Below are 13,083 nucleotides of genomic sequence, written 5' to 3' on the forward strand. Positions count from 1 at the left end.
CTGGCAAGCCACCCAACGGCAAGAACCGATCAGCCACACCCTGCCGCCCTGGGCATTCAAGGCGTCTGGCCCTGAACACCTACAACCTTATGGAGGACCGGTGAACGACGTTGTGCGCGAGGTGATCCAGGCCAGCGGTGCGCTCGCCTTCGCAGGCCTCAGCGATATGGTGTGGGGTCACGCCTCGGTCCGTGACCCCGAGGGCAAGGGCGTATGGATCAAGGCCTCCGGCTGGGGATTCGAAGAAATCGACGCAGACAAGGTCCACCTCGTCTCGCCCGACGGTACGGTGTTGACGGGGGAGGGGAAACGACACCTCGAATTTCCCATCCACACCGAGATCATGGCGCGGCGCACGGATGTGGGCTGTGTCGTGCACACCCACGCACCCGCACTCGCCGCCTTCGCTTCGATGGACGCCGAGCTGCAACCGATTTCGCACGACGCGGTGCCGTTCACCTATCCGCAGCTGCCCCGCTTCACCGAAACCGGAGCTCTCATCGCGACCCGGGACCTGGGCCGCGCCCTCGCCGAGACACTCGGTGGCGCGCACGGCATCTTGATGCCCAACCACGGTGCGGTCACGGTCGGGCCTGACGCCGCAAGCGCTGTCATGTACGCGGTACTGCTCGAACGTGCCTGTCGCACACAACTTCTCGCACTGGCTGCGGGTGGATCGAAGGTATGGTCGGATGAGCAGGAGACACGCTTCAAACGTGATCAGATCTGGAACCCGGGGCAGCTGGGCGCCGGCTGGGAGTACCTGGCCAGACGCGCAGCGCAGGCCGATGTCCCCTGATCGGCTCATTGATTGGCTCGAGTCGGAGACCAAACGCCTGCTCGAGACCATCGACGAGTACTGGGAATCGGATTTCAACGAGCAATCGGCGCTGCCCGGGTGGACCACCGGGGCATTGGTCACCCATCTGGCGAACCACGCCGACAGCGTGAACAAACAGCTGACCGGCCGCGATTCGGGCCGACGATGGACCATCGACACCGGTGCGGACCGGCCCGGCGCGGTGCTGATCACCGACGCGCTCGACTCGGCGGACCGGCTCGCAACGACGGTGTCCGGGCTGCGCGCCGCGGACTGGGGGCGCTTGATCCGCACTCCCACAGGGGAACTGGTCACCGCTTCCCGCTTGGTGTGGCTGCGGCTGCGTGAAGTCACCATCCATCACGTGGATCTGGGTGGTCGCTTCGAAGACCTGCCCACGGATCTGATCGACGAGCTGCTGGCCGACGCGGTACGAGCGGTGCGACACAGAGATGACTGGCCCGTACTCGTGCTGCGACCGACCGGATCCGGTCAGGCATTGCGCACCCGGCCCGGGAACTATCCGGGGCCCATCGAGATCACCGGAAGCCCAGCCGGACTGCTTGATTGGGTGACCGGCCGCGGTGATGGGGGCCTACTCGAAACTCCGGACGGAAGCCTGCCAACCCTCCCGTTCTGGATCTGACCCATGGAAACGAGAACAATGAAGATCACCCACTTCGGGCACGCCTGCGTGCTACTCGAGATCCCCGCGCCCGGCACCGAGATCCGCCTCCTCATCGACCCCGGCACCTACTCCACCGGATTCGAAGAACTCCGTGGCCTGGCAGCGGTGCTGATCACCCACTCCCATCCCGACCACATCGACATCGACCGATTGACGGCACTGCTCGCGGCCAATCCGACCGCCGACGTCGTGGCCGATTCCGCGAGCGCCGCCCTGCTTTCGGGCCTCGACCGGACCGTTACCACGGTGAAGCCGGGCGACAAACTGTCGGTCGCCGATGTGCGGGTGGACGTCCTCGGCGGCGCGCACGCGTGCATTCACGCCGCGCTGCCGAATGTCCTCAACAATGGCTACGTCATCGATGGATCGATTCTGCATCCCGGCGACGACCTCGAGACCTTCCCCGAAGGGCATGCGATCGAGGTACTGCTCATCCCGGCCGGCGGACCGTGGATGAAGATCGGCGAAGCCGTCGATTTCCTGCGCGGCGTCGCACCCCGCGTCGCGATCCCGATCCACCAAGCCGGACTCGCTCCGATTCATCAGCAACTGCACTACCAGCTGTTGCGGAATCTCGGTCCCGACGGTTGCGAGCTCGTCGTTCTGGAACCAGGCACCGCGCACGCGGTCTGAACAAGGCGGATAGAAATGAGCACCATCGAAAACGTCGACACCGCGACCGCACCCGACCCTGCCCTGGAGCAGCTTTACCGGGACTTCGCCGACGAGCACTTGAACCCGCTCTGGACGCAGACCAACGACCTCATGCCGATGGTGCCGGCGTCCAAGGCGATTCCCTTCGTCTGGAAGTGGTCCACGCTCTATCCGATCGCGCAGCGCGCCGGCGACCTCGTCCCGGTGGGACGAGGCGGGGAACGGCGAGCCATCGCTCTGGCCAACCCGGGTCTGGGCGGCGTACCGTACGTCACTCCGACGCTGTGGGCCGCTATTCAGTACCTGGGCCCGAAGGAAACCGCACCCGAGCATCGCCACGCGCAGAACGCTTTCCGATTCGTCGTGGCGGGAGAAGGCGTCTGGACGGTCGTCAACGGCGATCCGGTCGCGATGCGTCGCGGCGACTTCCTACTGACCCCGGGCTGGGCATTCCACGGCCACCACAATGAGACCGATCAGCCGATGGCATGGATCGATGGCCTCGACATTCCGTTCGTCAACTACACCGACACCGGGTTCTTCGAATTCGGTTCCGATGGAGTCACGGACGAGGCCACACCGGATATCTCACGCGCCGAACGACTCTGGGCGCACCCCGGGCTGCGTCCACTGGTCGGATTGGGCAACAAGACCAGCTCACCGATCGCCGCCTACCGGTGGGAGCACACCGACGCGGCACTGCGCGAACAGCTCGCTCTCGAGGACGAAGGCCACGCGGCCACCACCGAACCCGGGCATGCCGCGGTGCGCTACACCAACCCCACCACCGGTGGTGATGTCATGCCGACCATTCGCGCCGAATTTCACCGCCTGCGCGCCGGCGCGCACACCCGACCGCGCCGTGACGTCGGCTCGTCGGTCTACCAGGTATTCGATGGCACCGGACGATTCCACCTGGGGGACAAGGTTTCCGAGATCGGGAAAGGCGACATGATCGCCGTCCCATCCTGGACCGAATGGTCGGTCGACTCCGACCACGGACTGGACCTGTTCATGTTCTCCGACGCACCGATCGTCGAACGCCTGCACTTCGACCGCACCCAGATTTCCGAAGGAGCCTGATCCGATGCGACTCGCCACCCTACGCCTCGATCCGAACGCCGGAACCACCGCCGCCGTCCGCGTGGACAGCGACGAATTCGCCACTGTCATCGACGGTTTCGCTGATCTGTCCGAGCTGCTCGCGGATCCCGATTGGCGGGCTATCGCCGAAGCGGCCGACGGTGTCGCGGTTGTGCTCGGGGGCGTCGAATACGCCCCCGTGATTCCCAAACCCAGCAAAGTCATCTGCGTCGGCCTCAACTACGCGACCCATATCAAGGAAATGGGGCGGGAGCTGCCCGCCTACCCGACCTTGTTCGCCAAGTTCCGGGAAGCGCTGACCGGGCCGTACGACGATGTCATCGTCCCGACCTATGCTGCGGCGCAATGTGATTGGGAGGGTGAACTCGCCGTCGTCATCGGCAAGACCGCCTATCAGGTGGACGAAGCCGACGCCGAGGTGTACATCGCTGGCTACTCGGTTATCAACGACTACACGATGCGCGACTACCAAACCCGCACCCTGCAGTGGGACCAGGGCAAGTCATTCGAGAAGACCGCCGGTTTCGGTCCCTTCCTCACCACCACGGACTCGTATACCTTCGGCAGTACGCTCGAGACGAAGCTCGAAGGTCGCACGGTGCAGACCACCACCACCGACGACCTGGTATTCAAGCCAGCCAAGTTGATCGAGTACATCTCCCACATCCTCACCCTGCAACCGGGTGACGTCATCTGCACCGGAACTCCCGGCGGTGTCGGCCACGCACGCAAGCCCGAGGTCTACATCCAGAACGGGGAGACCGTCGAGGTCACTATTGAGGGCCTGGGGACGGTCCGGAACAAGACGATCATCAAATAGGAGTCTCACGCTGATGGGATTTCACGATCTCGCCCGCACCGAACAGTCGCTTCTCGCCCGCCGCGGCACCGCCTATTTCGCGGAGCGGCTCGCCGGGCTCACCGATGCCGAACTCGGGGAACCGACCCTGCTCGAAGGCTGGACCCGCCGCCACCTCATCGCGCATGTGAGCTACAACGCGGTCGCCCTCGGCAATCTGCTCGACTGGGCGGCAACGGGTATCGAAACACGCATGTATACCTCGCCCGAGCAACGCGGGCGGGACATCGAGCAGGGCGCCACTATGTCGCCCGCGGCCCTGCGGAACTTGTTCGACCACACAGTCGCGCGGCTCGACGAGAAATGGCGGAACCTCCCGGACGCGGCCTGGGACACGAACGTCCGTACTGTGCAGGGGCGTTCGGTTCCGGTCGTGGAGACACTGTGGATGCGCAGTCGCGAGGTGTGGATTCACGCGGTGGATCTCGCCAACGGTGGTCGTTTCGACGTGTTCCCCGACGTGATCTCGAGCAGTCTGCTCGACGATGTCGTCAGTGTCTGGCGCAAACGCGATGTCGGCGCGGGTTTGGCCTTGCGGGTCGATGATCTGGCACCGGTCACCGTTCTACCCCAGGTCTCGACCAGCACCATGATCACGGGATCGCTTGCCGCGGTCACTCGCTGGGTAACCGGCCGCGGAGCGATCGGCATCACCACGACAGGGCCGGCGGTTGCCGCACCCAGCTGGATCTGAACGCGAAAGGTGCCCAGTCGCAAACAGTTCCACATACGCTGCTCCGATCTGGACCCCGAATCCGGATGCGGTGTGCTGCAGCATCCAAGGAAGGGCCTTGACGATACCGGTAGGCTGGCACGACATTCGTGAACTGGCGGTCTACGATCCATTGGGCCGACCGGTCGCCTTCTCAGGATTCTCTCAGCTGAACCCGAATTGAACCCCCATAGGGCTCCCACCTGCGGTTCTGCACCGATTCGGCTCGACGCCGTCGCTCGCCCTTCCTGTATAACCGCAGGTAGAACGGGTGACGTTACGCACTGTCTGTGTCCGGAGGGGGACTTGAACCCCCACGCCCGATAAAGGGCACTAGCACCTCAAGCTAGCGCGTCTGCCATTCCGCCACCCGGACCGGTGTGCTCAGCAAGGTTATCGGATGTGGCGGCGTTGACCAAATCGCGGGTTTAGCTGGTGATTCTCGGTGTTGCGCGGTCGCCTTGCCCGAGCCGGCGACGAGTACCTACTATTTAAGTCAGTACTTACCGATACGCATGTGGGACAGGTAGCGATGGGTGCCAAGAGATCCGGACCGTACTTCTGCGGCATCGACGCGGCGATGGATGTGGTGGGCGGGAAGTGGAAGGCGCTGATTCTGTGGGAGTTGGCGAATCACGGCGTGCGCCGCTTCGGCGAACTGCGCAAGGGCCTGCCCGGCGTCTCGGAGAAGATGCTGATCCAGCAGCTGCGGGAGCTGGAGGAGGACGGCATCGTGGATCGTGAGATCTATCGCGAGGTGCCGCCGAAGGTCGAGTATCGGCTGACCGAGTTGGGCATCGCCCTCAATGCGGCGCTGGAGCCGCTGGGCGCGTGGGGCCGTGATCGCATCGACCGGATCGGTGCCGGACGGGTACACCTGCCCACGTGAGGGCTCATCCCAGGATCGGCAGCGTCCGTTCCTCGGCCAGCCTCGACAATGCCTCCTGCATGATCCCGGTGACGTATTTGTAGCCGCGATCCAGATCCAGCTCCGGCCCCAACATCTCGTGCAGGTCGATCGGCGGCAGGAATTCGACGGTCACTTTCGTCGGCAATGGGATATGCCCGGCGAGGTCGCTGATATTCAGCCCCCACGGCAGCGCCAGCGAAATCGGGAACACCTTCAACCGCAGTGTCCGATCCAGCCGTAGCAGCCGGGCTATCCGGTCACCACGGGTCAGCATGAGGGCGTTCTGCTGGGCGCCGTAGTTCACGAACGGCACGATCGGCACGTGTTCGTCCCAGGCAAGTCGGAGGAATCCGGTGCGTCCGGCGAAATCGAGCTGGTCCTCCTCCCAGGTCGGGCGGTGTACCTCCCAGTCGCCGCCGGGATACACCAGCACCGCCGCGCCACTGCGCAGGGCGGCCTTGGCGCTGTCGGGATCGGCTGCCACCGTGCCGAAGCGGGATAGGAACGAGCCGAGGAACGGCACGGCCATCACCAGATTGTGGGCGAGTTGGTAGAAGGGCCGCTCGGGTCCGAAATAGTGCGCGAACGCGAGGGTGGTCACGAGTGCCTCGGGCGAGACATTGCCGCCGGAGTGGTTGCCGACCAACAGTATCGGCCCGTCTTCGGGTATCTGCTCCATTCCGCGCACCTCGGCGCGGAAGTACGCGCGGGTCAGTTGCCAGGACGGTTCGACGGCGCATGCGATGAAGGCGGGATCCCGGTCGCTCATATCCGCCTTGGGAACCCGCGCGCGCACCTGCCGCGCGATCCAGTCGGCCGCGCTGTCGATGGGCGGTAATGGCAGGTTCGGGAACTTCATGGGCACGGCTTTCCGGTCAAGGGTTCGAGCGAGACATACCCCGCAATATCGCGACCACACCGCACCCGCGATTGCGATCAGCGTGAATCGACCCGCGATTGCGCACCTCGCGATCATGGCGGGTGCCGCCATGGCACCCTGCGGGCGGTGTCAGGTGGTAGGAAAGGGTACGTGTCTGCAACTGGCGAAGTATCCGGTCCGAACACCACATCCCGTGCCGTGTCCGAGGTGGTCGAATTGGTCAGTACGCTGATCCGGTTCGACACTTCCAACACCGGGGATCTGGCCACCACCAAGGGCGAGCGCGAATGTGCACAGTGGGTGGCCGATCAGCTGCATCAGGCGGGGTACACGACCGAGTACGTGGAGTCGGGCGCGCCGTGTCGCGGGAATGTGTTCGCGCGCTTGAAGGGAGCCGATTCGAGCCGCGGCGCGCTGCTGATCCACGGGCATCTGGATGTGGTGCCCGCCGAAGCCGCGGACTGGAGTGTGCACCCGTTCTCGGGTGCGGTGCGCGACGGCTATGTGTGGGGGCGCGGCGCGATCGATATGAAAGATATGGTCGGCATGATGCTGGCCATCGCGCGCCAGTTCAAGATCGAGGGGACGGTGCCGCCGCGCGATATCGTCTTCGCCTTCCTCGCCGATGAGGAGAACGGCGGCAAGTGGGGTTCGCAGTGGCTGGTGCAGAATCGGCCCGACCTGTTCGACGGGATCACCGAGGCGGTGGGGGAGGTCGGCGGCTTCTCGCTGACCGTGCCGCGCCCGGACGGCACCGATCGTCGGTTGTATCTGGTGGAGACCGCCGAGAAGGGGCTCGGCTGGATGCGGTTGCGGGCCAAGGCCCGTGCCGGCCACGGTTCGTTCCTACACGAGGACAATGCCGTCACGATTCTGGCCGCCGCGGTGGCGCGCCTGGGCAAACACACCTTCCCCCTGGTGCTTTCGGATTCGGTCGCCGAATTCCTGGCCGCGGTCGCCGAGGAGACCGGCTTGGAGTTCGATCCGTCGAGTCCCGATATCGAGGGTCAGCTCGCGAAGTTGGGCACCATCTCCCGCATCATCGGCGCGACACTGCGCGATACCGCGAATCCGACCATGCTGCAGGCGGGATACAAGGCGAATGTGATCCCGCAGACCGCCGAGGCGGTCGTCGACTGTCGCGTCGTGCCGGGGCGGCAGGCCGCGTTCGAGCGTGAGGTGGACGAGCTGATCGGCCCTGATGTCGAGCGCGAGTGGATCACCAAACTCGACTCCTACGAGACGACATTCGACGGACATCTCGTCGATGCGATGAACGCCGCCATTCTCGCCCACGACCCGCAGGGCCGGACCGTGCCCTATATGCTCTCCGGCGGTACCGACGCAAAGGCCTTCGCCCGCTTGGGTATTCGCTGCTTCGGTTTCGCGCCGCTGCAACTGCCACCGGAATTGGACTTCACGGCACTGTTCCACGGTGTCGACGAGCGGGTTCCGGTGCAGGCACTCGAATTCGGCACCCGGGTGCTGGAACACTTCCTGTTGAACAGCTGACGATCGAAAGGACCCACCGTGCCCGACTACTCTTACAACCCGTACGACGCGCTGCCCGAGGTGCCCAGCTTCACGGTGACCTCGGAGGATGTCGCCGATGGCGAGAGCTTCGGCAACGATCAGGTCAGCGGCGTCTTCGGCGCGGGCGGCAAGGATGTCTCGCCGCAGCTGTCCTGGTCCGGATTCCCCGCGGAGACAAAGAGCTTCGCGGTCACCGTCTACGATCCGGATGCGCCGACTGCCGCCGGTTTCTGGCACTGGGCGGTGGCCAATATTCCGGGGAGCACCACCTCGCTGCCACGCGGAGCGGGTAGTGAGGGCGGTGTCCTGCCCGAGGGTGCGGTCACATTGCGCAATGACGGCGCGTTCCCGGGATTCGTCGGTGCGGCGCCGCCGGCTGGACACGGGCACCACCGCTACTTCATCGTCGTGCACGCGGTGGATGTGGAGCGGTTGGAGATCGACGAGAACGGCACACCCGCCTTCCTCGGCTTCAACCTGTTCTCGCACACCGTGGCCCGCGCCACCATCGTCGCAAAGTACGAGGTCGCCTAGCATTTGCCGGGAAACGACTGTGGCCCTGAGCTTTTGCTCAGGGCCACCGATCGTCAGGAGACGTTCACCACCGAATCGGGCAGCGGCGTGGTGTACAGCGAGGCGATCTCCTCGGCGTACTTCGCCGCGATCGGGTTGCGCTCGAGCTTCATCGTCGGAGTCAGCTCATCCCCGCCCGGTTCCCACGGCTTGCCGACCACGGTGAATCGTTTGATCTGCTCGACCCGCGACAGCTTGCGGTTACCCGCGACGACCGCCGCCAGCACCTCGTCCAGGATCTCCTTGCGGGTGACCAGCGTAGCCGTCGGCAGGCGCGGCGAAATCGTGTCCGTGGGTGACAGCCGCCGCGATTTCGGTGTCGCAGCAGGCAATAACTTGAACTTCATCGCCGTGCTGACCGGCTTGGAGAGCCGCGCGGACTTCCTCGCAGCAGGACTACCCGACGACCGCATCGTGGGCAACCTGTCTCTGCTTCGACTGTGGCTCTGACTCGTCCGCCGGTCTTCAGGTTTCGCTACCGAGGTCGGACCATGTGCGGCGCGACCGCCGGCGAAGACACGACCTGCTCAGATGCGCAACCCGACGCCAAAATGTAGGCCTGGGTCGTTCCGCTGCAACGAAGGTGCCCATGACGTCTGATTCCCGATCAGCGGGGGCCCATGGCGCATCGTCGGTCGGGATCCAATGACGGCGCTGACGGCGTTTGGCATCCAAGTAGGCTGCTGCCCGTTTGCTCAGCGGACGAGTCCGCAACGGCACCGCGATCACCGACAAGCCCGCCTCTCGGAGCTCGGTGACTTTGGTCGGATTGTTCGTCAGCAACTGCACCGATGTCAGCCCGAGCTCCAGTAGGCTCTTGGCCGCGTGGATGTAGGTGCGCGCATCCGCCAAGTAGCCGAGCGCCTCATAGCTGGCGAATGTGTCGGTTCCCAAGCGCTCGCTGTGCCGGTAGCCGAGCGCTTTGGCGATCAGCCCGGCACCGCGCCCTTCTTGCTCCAGATAAACGAGCACCCCGCTGCCTGCTGCCCAGATCAGATCCAGGGCCTTCTCGAGTTCGGGTCCGCAGTCACAGTCATCCGAGCGAAGTGCTTCGCCGTACAGGCAACGCGAATGAACCCGGACGAGGCACCCGTCCGCGACCTCGCCGAAGACAAGCACGTGCCCGTACTCGGCTCCACCGACCACCTCCATCACACGAACCTGCAGTTCATGCCCCTTGCGGGCGAACTGGTGGGCGGTATCGCCGAGCGTCGGCACAGCTGTGGTCAATGCTCCTCCGAAGCGAAAAAGACAGTTAGGCTTGCTGCTGGTTTGCCAACACTGCAGGCCCGCAGCGCAGATCTGCGGGCGGTCATGCGAACGAACCGAATGCTAGCGCGATCCGGGTTAACGCATGGTAAATATCTCCAGCCGCGCCGTCGGTTGTTATGCGCCCGCCCCGCCTTCGCCGGCGAGCTGGACAATTCGGTCGATGTCACGAGCTGAAGGCATGGCGTCCGGAATATCACCGAACGACTGGGTCGCGACCATGGCTGCTGTAGCCCAACGAAATGCCCGTTCATCGGCCGGTCGACGGGTGGTGACGAGCTGATATGCCAGCGCCGCCGAGAACGCCGCTGCGGCACCCGGCGAATCCTCGAGCGCGACAGGAAAATCCGCGATGTCAGCATTGACCTCGCCGGAGCGCACCGTGCATCGAAACCCATCGATGACACAAACCGCTCGCACACCGAGGCTGCGCAGGCGTTGGGCAACTTCCGGTCCGGCCGCACTGGAATCTCCGGGCAGCATCTTGCGCAAATCCCACGTCGCGCCCACGAGGTAGTCGACAGCATCGAGATACTCGTAGAGATACTGCGGCGATGCGACCGGCGGCGACGGGTGCACGACCAACGACGGCCGATTCGCCATGCCACGAACTGCGGCCAAGACGCTTCGGATCGCATCCGCCGGCTGCTCGAAGGTCAGCATGACCGCGTCCGAGGATTCGATCGCATCGCGGATCCTGGGATCCCGCATTTCATGCGCGGCCTGCCGGATACGGTCGTCTTCGCAACCGATCTTGCTGGATACACCGGTGCTGGTGATCATGACCGCTGTTACGTTCGTCTGCGCGCCGGGCACCACCCTGACCAACTCGGTATCGACATTTTCCGCGGTGAGGTAGCTGAGGATGTGTCTGCCCGCGTCATCGTCACCGATAGTCGAGACCAACCGCACACGCAGCCCGAGTCGGGCGGCGGCGACCGCGCGGTTCAGGCCTTTTCCGCCGGCATGTACCTCGAAGCTGCCCGGTGTGGATTTGCCCGCCGATGGAATGTTGTTGATCCGATAAATGTGGTCGATCACCGCCGACCCGATGACCGTGACCACGCCTCGATTCGGCCGCGAGTCCGGCAGCGTGATAAGCACTTTCGGCTCCGGCGTGAATCGGTAGTTCGACACCGAATACGTCGAAGCGGCCGCGAGCCGACCTGCCAATGCGGTGAATGCACGACGTTCGGGTGTTGCGCGCAGCGACCGCACCGACGGCGCGTCCGGGATGGACTCGGCTCCTATCGCCTCGTGCAGCATCCGCCACTGTGCTGTCAGGTACTCCCGGCGCTCACCGAGGTCGGCGGCATACAGACGTGCGAGATCTATTCCGGCCGGATGCTTTTCACGCAGCAGTCCGAGTGACAGCTCCGCGTCGGCGATCAATCGGTTGGTGGGATCCAGCTGCCGCGCCAGCTCGGTGACGACCGGCAGCACGGCCTCCTCCGCCGATTTGCCATCCTGCTGCGCGCGCTCTCTGATGACCGGTAGATCCAGCAGGGGAGCAACATCGATTTCCGTGGTACGCAACCGATCCGCACTCAGCCCCGAGCGTTTGCTGAGCCTGGTGAGGATGTTGCGGATGGCAACCGTGCGAGAGTCCTGCTGGACCATAGGCGGGCCTGTCCTCCATGACGTTGCGATCGTTTCCTGTGCCCTTCTCACGATATGCCAATCGTCCGGGGTTTAGCCGTCGAGCGAACCGGCAATTACCAACTTACAACGGCAATTGACCGTAGTGAATGGCAAATGCCACACTGAATTACGGCGACCAAGTGTCGTCCGCCAGATGACTCGGGAGGGCCTGGTGATGAGAGTGATTCTGCTGATACGGCACGCACGGCGGCGCGGGGAGCCAAGGGCCGGCGGTGCCGAAACCGAGCTCGTTCCGAACCGCGCCACGGTCTAGGCGAACGAATCACGTTCGCCGGGACGACATTTCAGCCGATCAAGCCGACTTCGTCGCCTGCTCCATCCGACAGCAGCGAGCCCCGGCTGACCGCGACGCAGCGGTCGACCGGGGCTCAGTGCGCCCGAAATGCGGTCGGCGACAGCTCTGGCACCCCTGGAGACAGCCGTGACGATCTACGAATGCAGCCGGTCGATGACCAGCAGCGTCACGCCCGACGAATGGGCGTGGCGGGCAGGGCGCGAAGAACCGGCATGGCGATTGAGCTGGGTACCCGACCAGCTGACCCGCGAACAGGCCTGGGCCGGAATGCAATTGCAGGAGATTCTGAGCGACCCGGACCCGGCATCGGACCACGACGCGCACGCGCGTGCATTGGCCGATCAACTCGGTATCACCGTGCAGCAGGCACTGCACACGCTGCACCAACGGATGCTCGACAGGAGCCATTCGTGACCATCTACGTAACTCACTGGTCGATGACCAGCGATCTCACCGCGGAGTCGGCCTACCGGCTGGCGGACAAGTGGGCCAAGTCGTGGCGGCTGAGCTGGCTGCCCGAACGGCTGCTGACGCGGGAACAAGCTTTGGCGGGGATGGATCTCGCGGAGATCTTCAGCACCCAGGATTTCCGGCACGACTCGACGGTTCACGCACGGGCCTTCTATTGCGCCGGCCAGATCGGAATACCCCTCGAGCTCATCGGGCTCGAATTGCTACACCGGAGGCACCCATGACCGTCGACACCACCGACTGGACCATGATCAGCGATATCACCCCCGAGTCGGCATACCGCCAGACCGGGTCGGGGGCCGCGGTCTGGCGACTGAGCTGGCTGCCGGATCGACTGCTGACCCGCGAACAGGCGCTGGCGGGCATGGAACTCGACGAAATCCTCAGCGATCCGGACATCGTGCACGATCGGCATGCCCACGCCGACGCGGCCATTCTGGCCGGGCGGGTCGGCATCATCTGGGAGCAGGCGGTGATCCTGCTGTCGAAGCGGATGCTGGCTCGACTACGCCCGCGTCCCAACGGGATTCCGGACGATCCGGCGGACTGCGAATCCGCGGGGCACTCCCGGATGTCGCTGCACGCAGACCGGACACCGTGGGTGTTCCGATAGCGTGCGGCGCCGCGAGGCATCGGCCGCCGGGAGGGGAGGC

At 64.6% G+C, this 13,083-nt stretch carries 16 protein-coding genes and 1 tRNA gene; 12 read left to right on the forward strand and 5 right to left on the reverse strand.

Going from position 1 to position 13,083, the window contains the following annotated elements; genetic code table 11:
* The first annotated feature begins 100 nt into the window (after positions 1-100).
* From ACZ60G_RS41985 to ACZ60G_RS42010, 6 genes are read left to right on the forward strand one after another with little or no spacing between them, the layout of a single operon-like run.
* Positions 101-799 carry a class II aldolase/adducin family protein gene (locus ACZ60G_RS41985; protein WP_465817710.1) on the forward strand — a complete coding sequence of 233 codons (699 nt, stop codon included), beginning with the start codon at positions 101-103 and terminating at the stop codon, positions 797-799.
* Positions 789-1,466 carry a maleylpyruvate isomerase family mycothiol-dependent enzyme gene (locus tag ACZ60G_RS41990; RefSeq protein WP_465817712.1) on the forward strand — a complete coding sequence of 226 codons (678 nt, stop codon included), beginning with the start codon at positions 789-791 and terminating at the stop codon, positions 1,464-1,466. Before ACZ60G_RS41985 ends, ACZ60G_RS41990 begins: the two co-directional genes overlap by 11 nt.
* A 3-nt stretch (positions 1,467-1,469) precedes the next feature.
* The gene (locus ACZ60G_RS41995; RefSeq protein ID WP_465817713.1) at positions 1,470-2,141 is read left to right on the forward strand and encodes an MBL fold metallo-hydrolase; all 672 of its coding nucleotides are present in this window, start codon (positions 1,470-1,472) and stop codon (positions 2,139-2,141) included.
* Between the two features lie 15 nt (positions 2,142-2,156).
* On the forward strand, positions 2,157-3,245 hold the full coding sequence (locus tag ACZ60G_RS42000; RefSeq protein WP_465817715.1) for a cupin domain-containing protein: 1,089 nt from the start codon (positions 2,157-2,159) through the stop codon (positions 3,243-3,245).
* A 4-nt stretch (positions 3,246-3,249) separates the two neighbouring features.
* On the forward strand, positions 3,250-4,086 hold the full coding sequence (locus tag ACZ60G_RS42005) for a fumarylacetoacetate hydrolase family protein (protein WP_465817717.1): 837 nt from the start codon (positions 3,250-3,252) through the stop codon (positions 4,084-4,086).
* A 13-nt stretch (positions 4,087-4,099) separates the two neighbouring features.
* Positions 4,100-4,819, forward strand: coding sequence for a maleylpyruvate isomerase family mycothiol-dependent enzyme (locus tag ACZ60G_RS42010; RefSeq protein ID WP_465817719.1), 720 nt, complete (start codon positions 4,100-4,102; stop codon positions 4,817-4,819).
* Between the two features lie 309 nt (positions 4,820-5,128).
* Here ACZ60G_RS42010 and ACZ60G_RS42015 read toward each other — a convergent pair.
* Positions 5,129-5,213 (reverse strand) — tRNA-Leu (locus ACZ60G_RS42015).
* A 156-nt stretch (positions 5,214-5,369) separates the two neighbouring features.
* Here ACZ60G_RS42015 and ACZ60G_RS42020 point away from each other — a divergent pair.
* Entirely contained in the window at positions 5,370-5,726 is a 357-nt protein-coding gene (locus ACZ60G_RS42020; protein ID WP_063043951.1) for a winged helix-turn-helix transcriptional regulator, read from the forward strand.
* Positions 5,727-5,730: 4 nt separating this feature from the next.
* Here ACZ60G_RS42020 and ACZ60G_RS42025 read toward each other — a convergent pair whose 3' ends face one another.
* Positions 5,731-6,606: a lysophospholipid acyltransferase family protein gene (locus ACZ60G_RS42025; protein ID WP_465817721.1), complete on the reverse strand. Its 876-nt coding sequence runs from the start codon at positions 6,604-6,606 to the stop codon at positions 5,731-5,733.
* Positions 6,607-6,777: 171 nt separating this feature from the next.
* On the opposite strand from ACZ60G_RS42025, the gene ACZ60G_RS42030 reads away from it, so the two are divergent.
* On the forward strand, positions 6,778-8,139 hold the full coding sequence (locus ACZ60G_RS42030) for a M20/M25/M40 family metallo-hydrolase (protein WP_083897936.1): 1,362 nt from the start codon (positions 6,778-6,780) through the stop codon (positions 8,137-8,139).
* An 18-nt stretch (positions 8,140-8,157) separates the two neighbouring features.
* Positions 8,158-8,694: a YbhB/YbcL family Raf kinase inhibitor-like protein gene (locus tag ACZ60G_RS42035; RefSeq protein ID WP_465817723.1), complete on the forward strand. Its 537-nt coding sequence runs from the start codon at positions 8,158-8,160 to the stop codon at positions 8,692-8,694.
* 53 nt (positions 8,695-8,747) lie between these two features.
* Here the strand turns inward: ACZ60G_RS42035 and ACZ60G_RS42040 are convergent, their stop codons facing one another.
* The 3 genes from ACZ60G_RS42040 to ACZ60G_RS42050 form a co-directional block, all read right to left on the reverse strand.
* Positions 8,748-9,080, reverse strand: a complete 333-nt coding sequence (locus tag ACZ60G_RS42040; RefSeq protein WP_465817725.1) for a hypothetical protein — start codon at positions 9,078-9,080, stop codon at positions 8,748-8,750.
* Positions 9,081-9,198: 118 nt separating this feature from the next.
* Positions 9,199-9,795, reverse strand: a complete 597-nt coding sequence (locus ACZ60G_RS42045; RefSeq protein ID WP_465817794.1) for a GTP cyclohydrolase II — start codon at positions 9,793-9,795, stop codon at positions 9,199-9,201.
* 324 nt (positions 9,796-10,119) lie between these two features.
* Complete coding sequence (locus ACZ60G_RS42050) at positions 10,120-11,622, reverse strand: PfkB family carbohydrate kinase (protein ID WP_465817727.1); 1,503 nt, start codon at positions 11,620-11,622, stop codon at positions 10,120-10,122.
* Positions 11,623-12,085: 463 nt separating this feature from the next.
* Here ACZ60G_RS42050 and ACZ60G_RS42055 point away from each other — a divergent pair, with 463 nt between their 5' ends.
* The 3 genes from ACZ60G_RS42055 to ACZ60G_RS42065 are packed head-to-tail and all read left to right on the forward strand — an operon-like array spanning position 12,086 to position 13,043.
* Positions 12,086-12,373, forward strand: coding sequence for a hypothetical protein (locus tag ACZ60G_RS42055; RefSeq protein WP_465817729.1), 288 nt, complete (start codon positions 12,086-12,088; stop codon positions 12,371-12,373).
* On the forward strand, positions 12,370-12,654 hold the full coding sequence (locus tag ACZ60G_RS42060; RefSeq protein ID WP_433520270.1) for a hypothetical protein: 285 nt from the start codon (positions 12,370-12,372) through the stop codon (positions 12,652-12,654). Before ACZ60G_RS42055 ends, ACZ60G_RS42060 begins: the two co-directional genes overlap by 4 nt.
* Complete coding sequence (locus tag ACZ60G_RS42065; RefSeq protein ID WP_465817731.1) at positions 12,651-13,043, forward strand: hypothetical protein; 393 nt, start codon at positions 12,651-12,653, stop codon at positions 13,041-13,043. The genes ACZ60G_RS42060 and ACZ60G_RS42065 overlap by 4 nt, the downstream gene beginning before the upstream one ends.
* The last annotated feature ends 40 nt before the right edge of the window (positions 13,044-13,083 follow it).

This window comes from Nocardia sp. NPDC102475 (assembly GCF_055584605.1).

What these genes read in the sequence shown, in the direction of transcription:
- ACZ60G_RS42010 (WP_465817719.1), top strand. Translation starts at nt 4,100, where the DNA reads ATGGGATTTCACGATCTCGCCCGCACCGAACAGTCGCTTCTCGCCCGC.
- ACZ60G_RS42040 (WP_465817725.1), bottom strand. Translation starts at nt 9,080, where the DNA reads ATGAAGTTCAAGTTATTGCCTGCTGCGACACCGAAATCGCGGCGGCTG.
- ACZ60G_RS42050 (WP_465817727.1), bottom strand. Translation starts at nt 11,622, where the DNA reads ATGGTCCAGCAGGACTCTCGCACGGTTGCCATCCGCAACATCCTCACC.
- ACZ60G_RS41990 (WP_465817712.1), top strand. Translation starts at nt 789, where the DNA reads ATGTCCCCTGATCGGCTCATTGATTGGCTCGAGTCGGAGACCAAACGC.
- ACZ60G_RS42005 (WP_465817717.1), top strand. Translation starts at nt 3,250, where the DNA reads ATGCGACTCGCCACCCTACGCCTCGATCCGAACGCCGGAACCACCGCC.
- ACZ60G_RS42000 (WP_465817715.1), top strand. Translation starts at nt 2,157, where the DNA reads ATGAGCACCATCGAAAACGTCGACACCGCGACCGCACCCGACCCTGCC.
- ACZ60G_RS41995 (WP_465817713.1), top strand. Translation starts at nt 1,470, where the DNA reads ATGGAAACGAGAACAATGAAGATCACCCACTTCGGGCACGCCTGCGTG.
- ACZ60G_RS42025 (WP_465817721.1), bottom strand. Translation starts at nt 6,606, where the DNA reads ATGAAGTTCCCGAACCTGCCATTACCGCCCATCGACAGCGCGGCCGAC.
- ACZ60G_RS42065 (WP_465817731.1), top strand. Translation starts at nt 12,651, where the DNA reads ATGACCGTCGACACCACCGACTGGACCATGATCAGCGATATCACCCCC.
- ACZ60G_RS42020 (WP_063043951.1), top strand. Translation starts at nt 5,370, where the DNA reads ATGGGTGCCAAGAGATCCGGACCGTACTTCTGCGGCATCGACGCGGCG.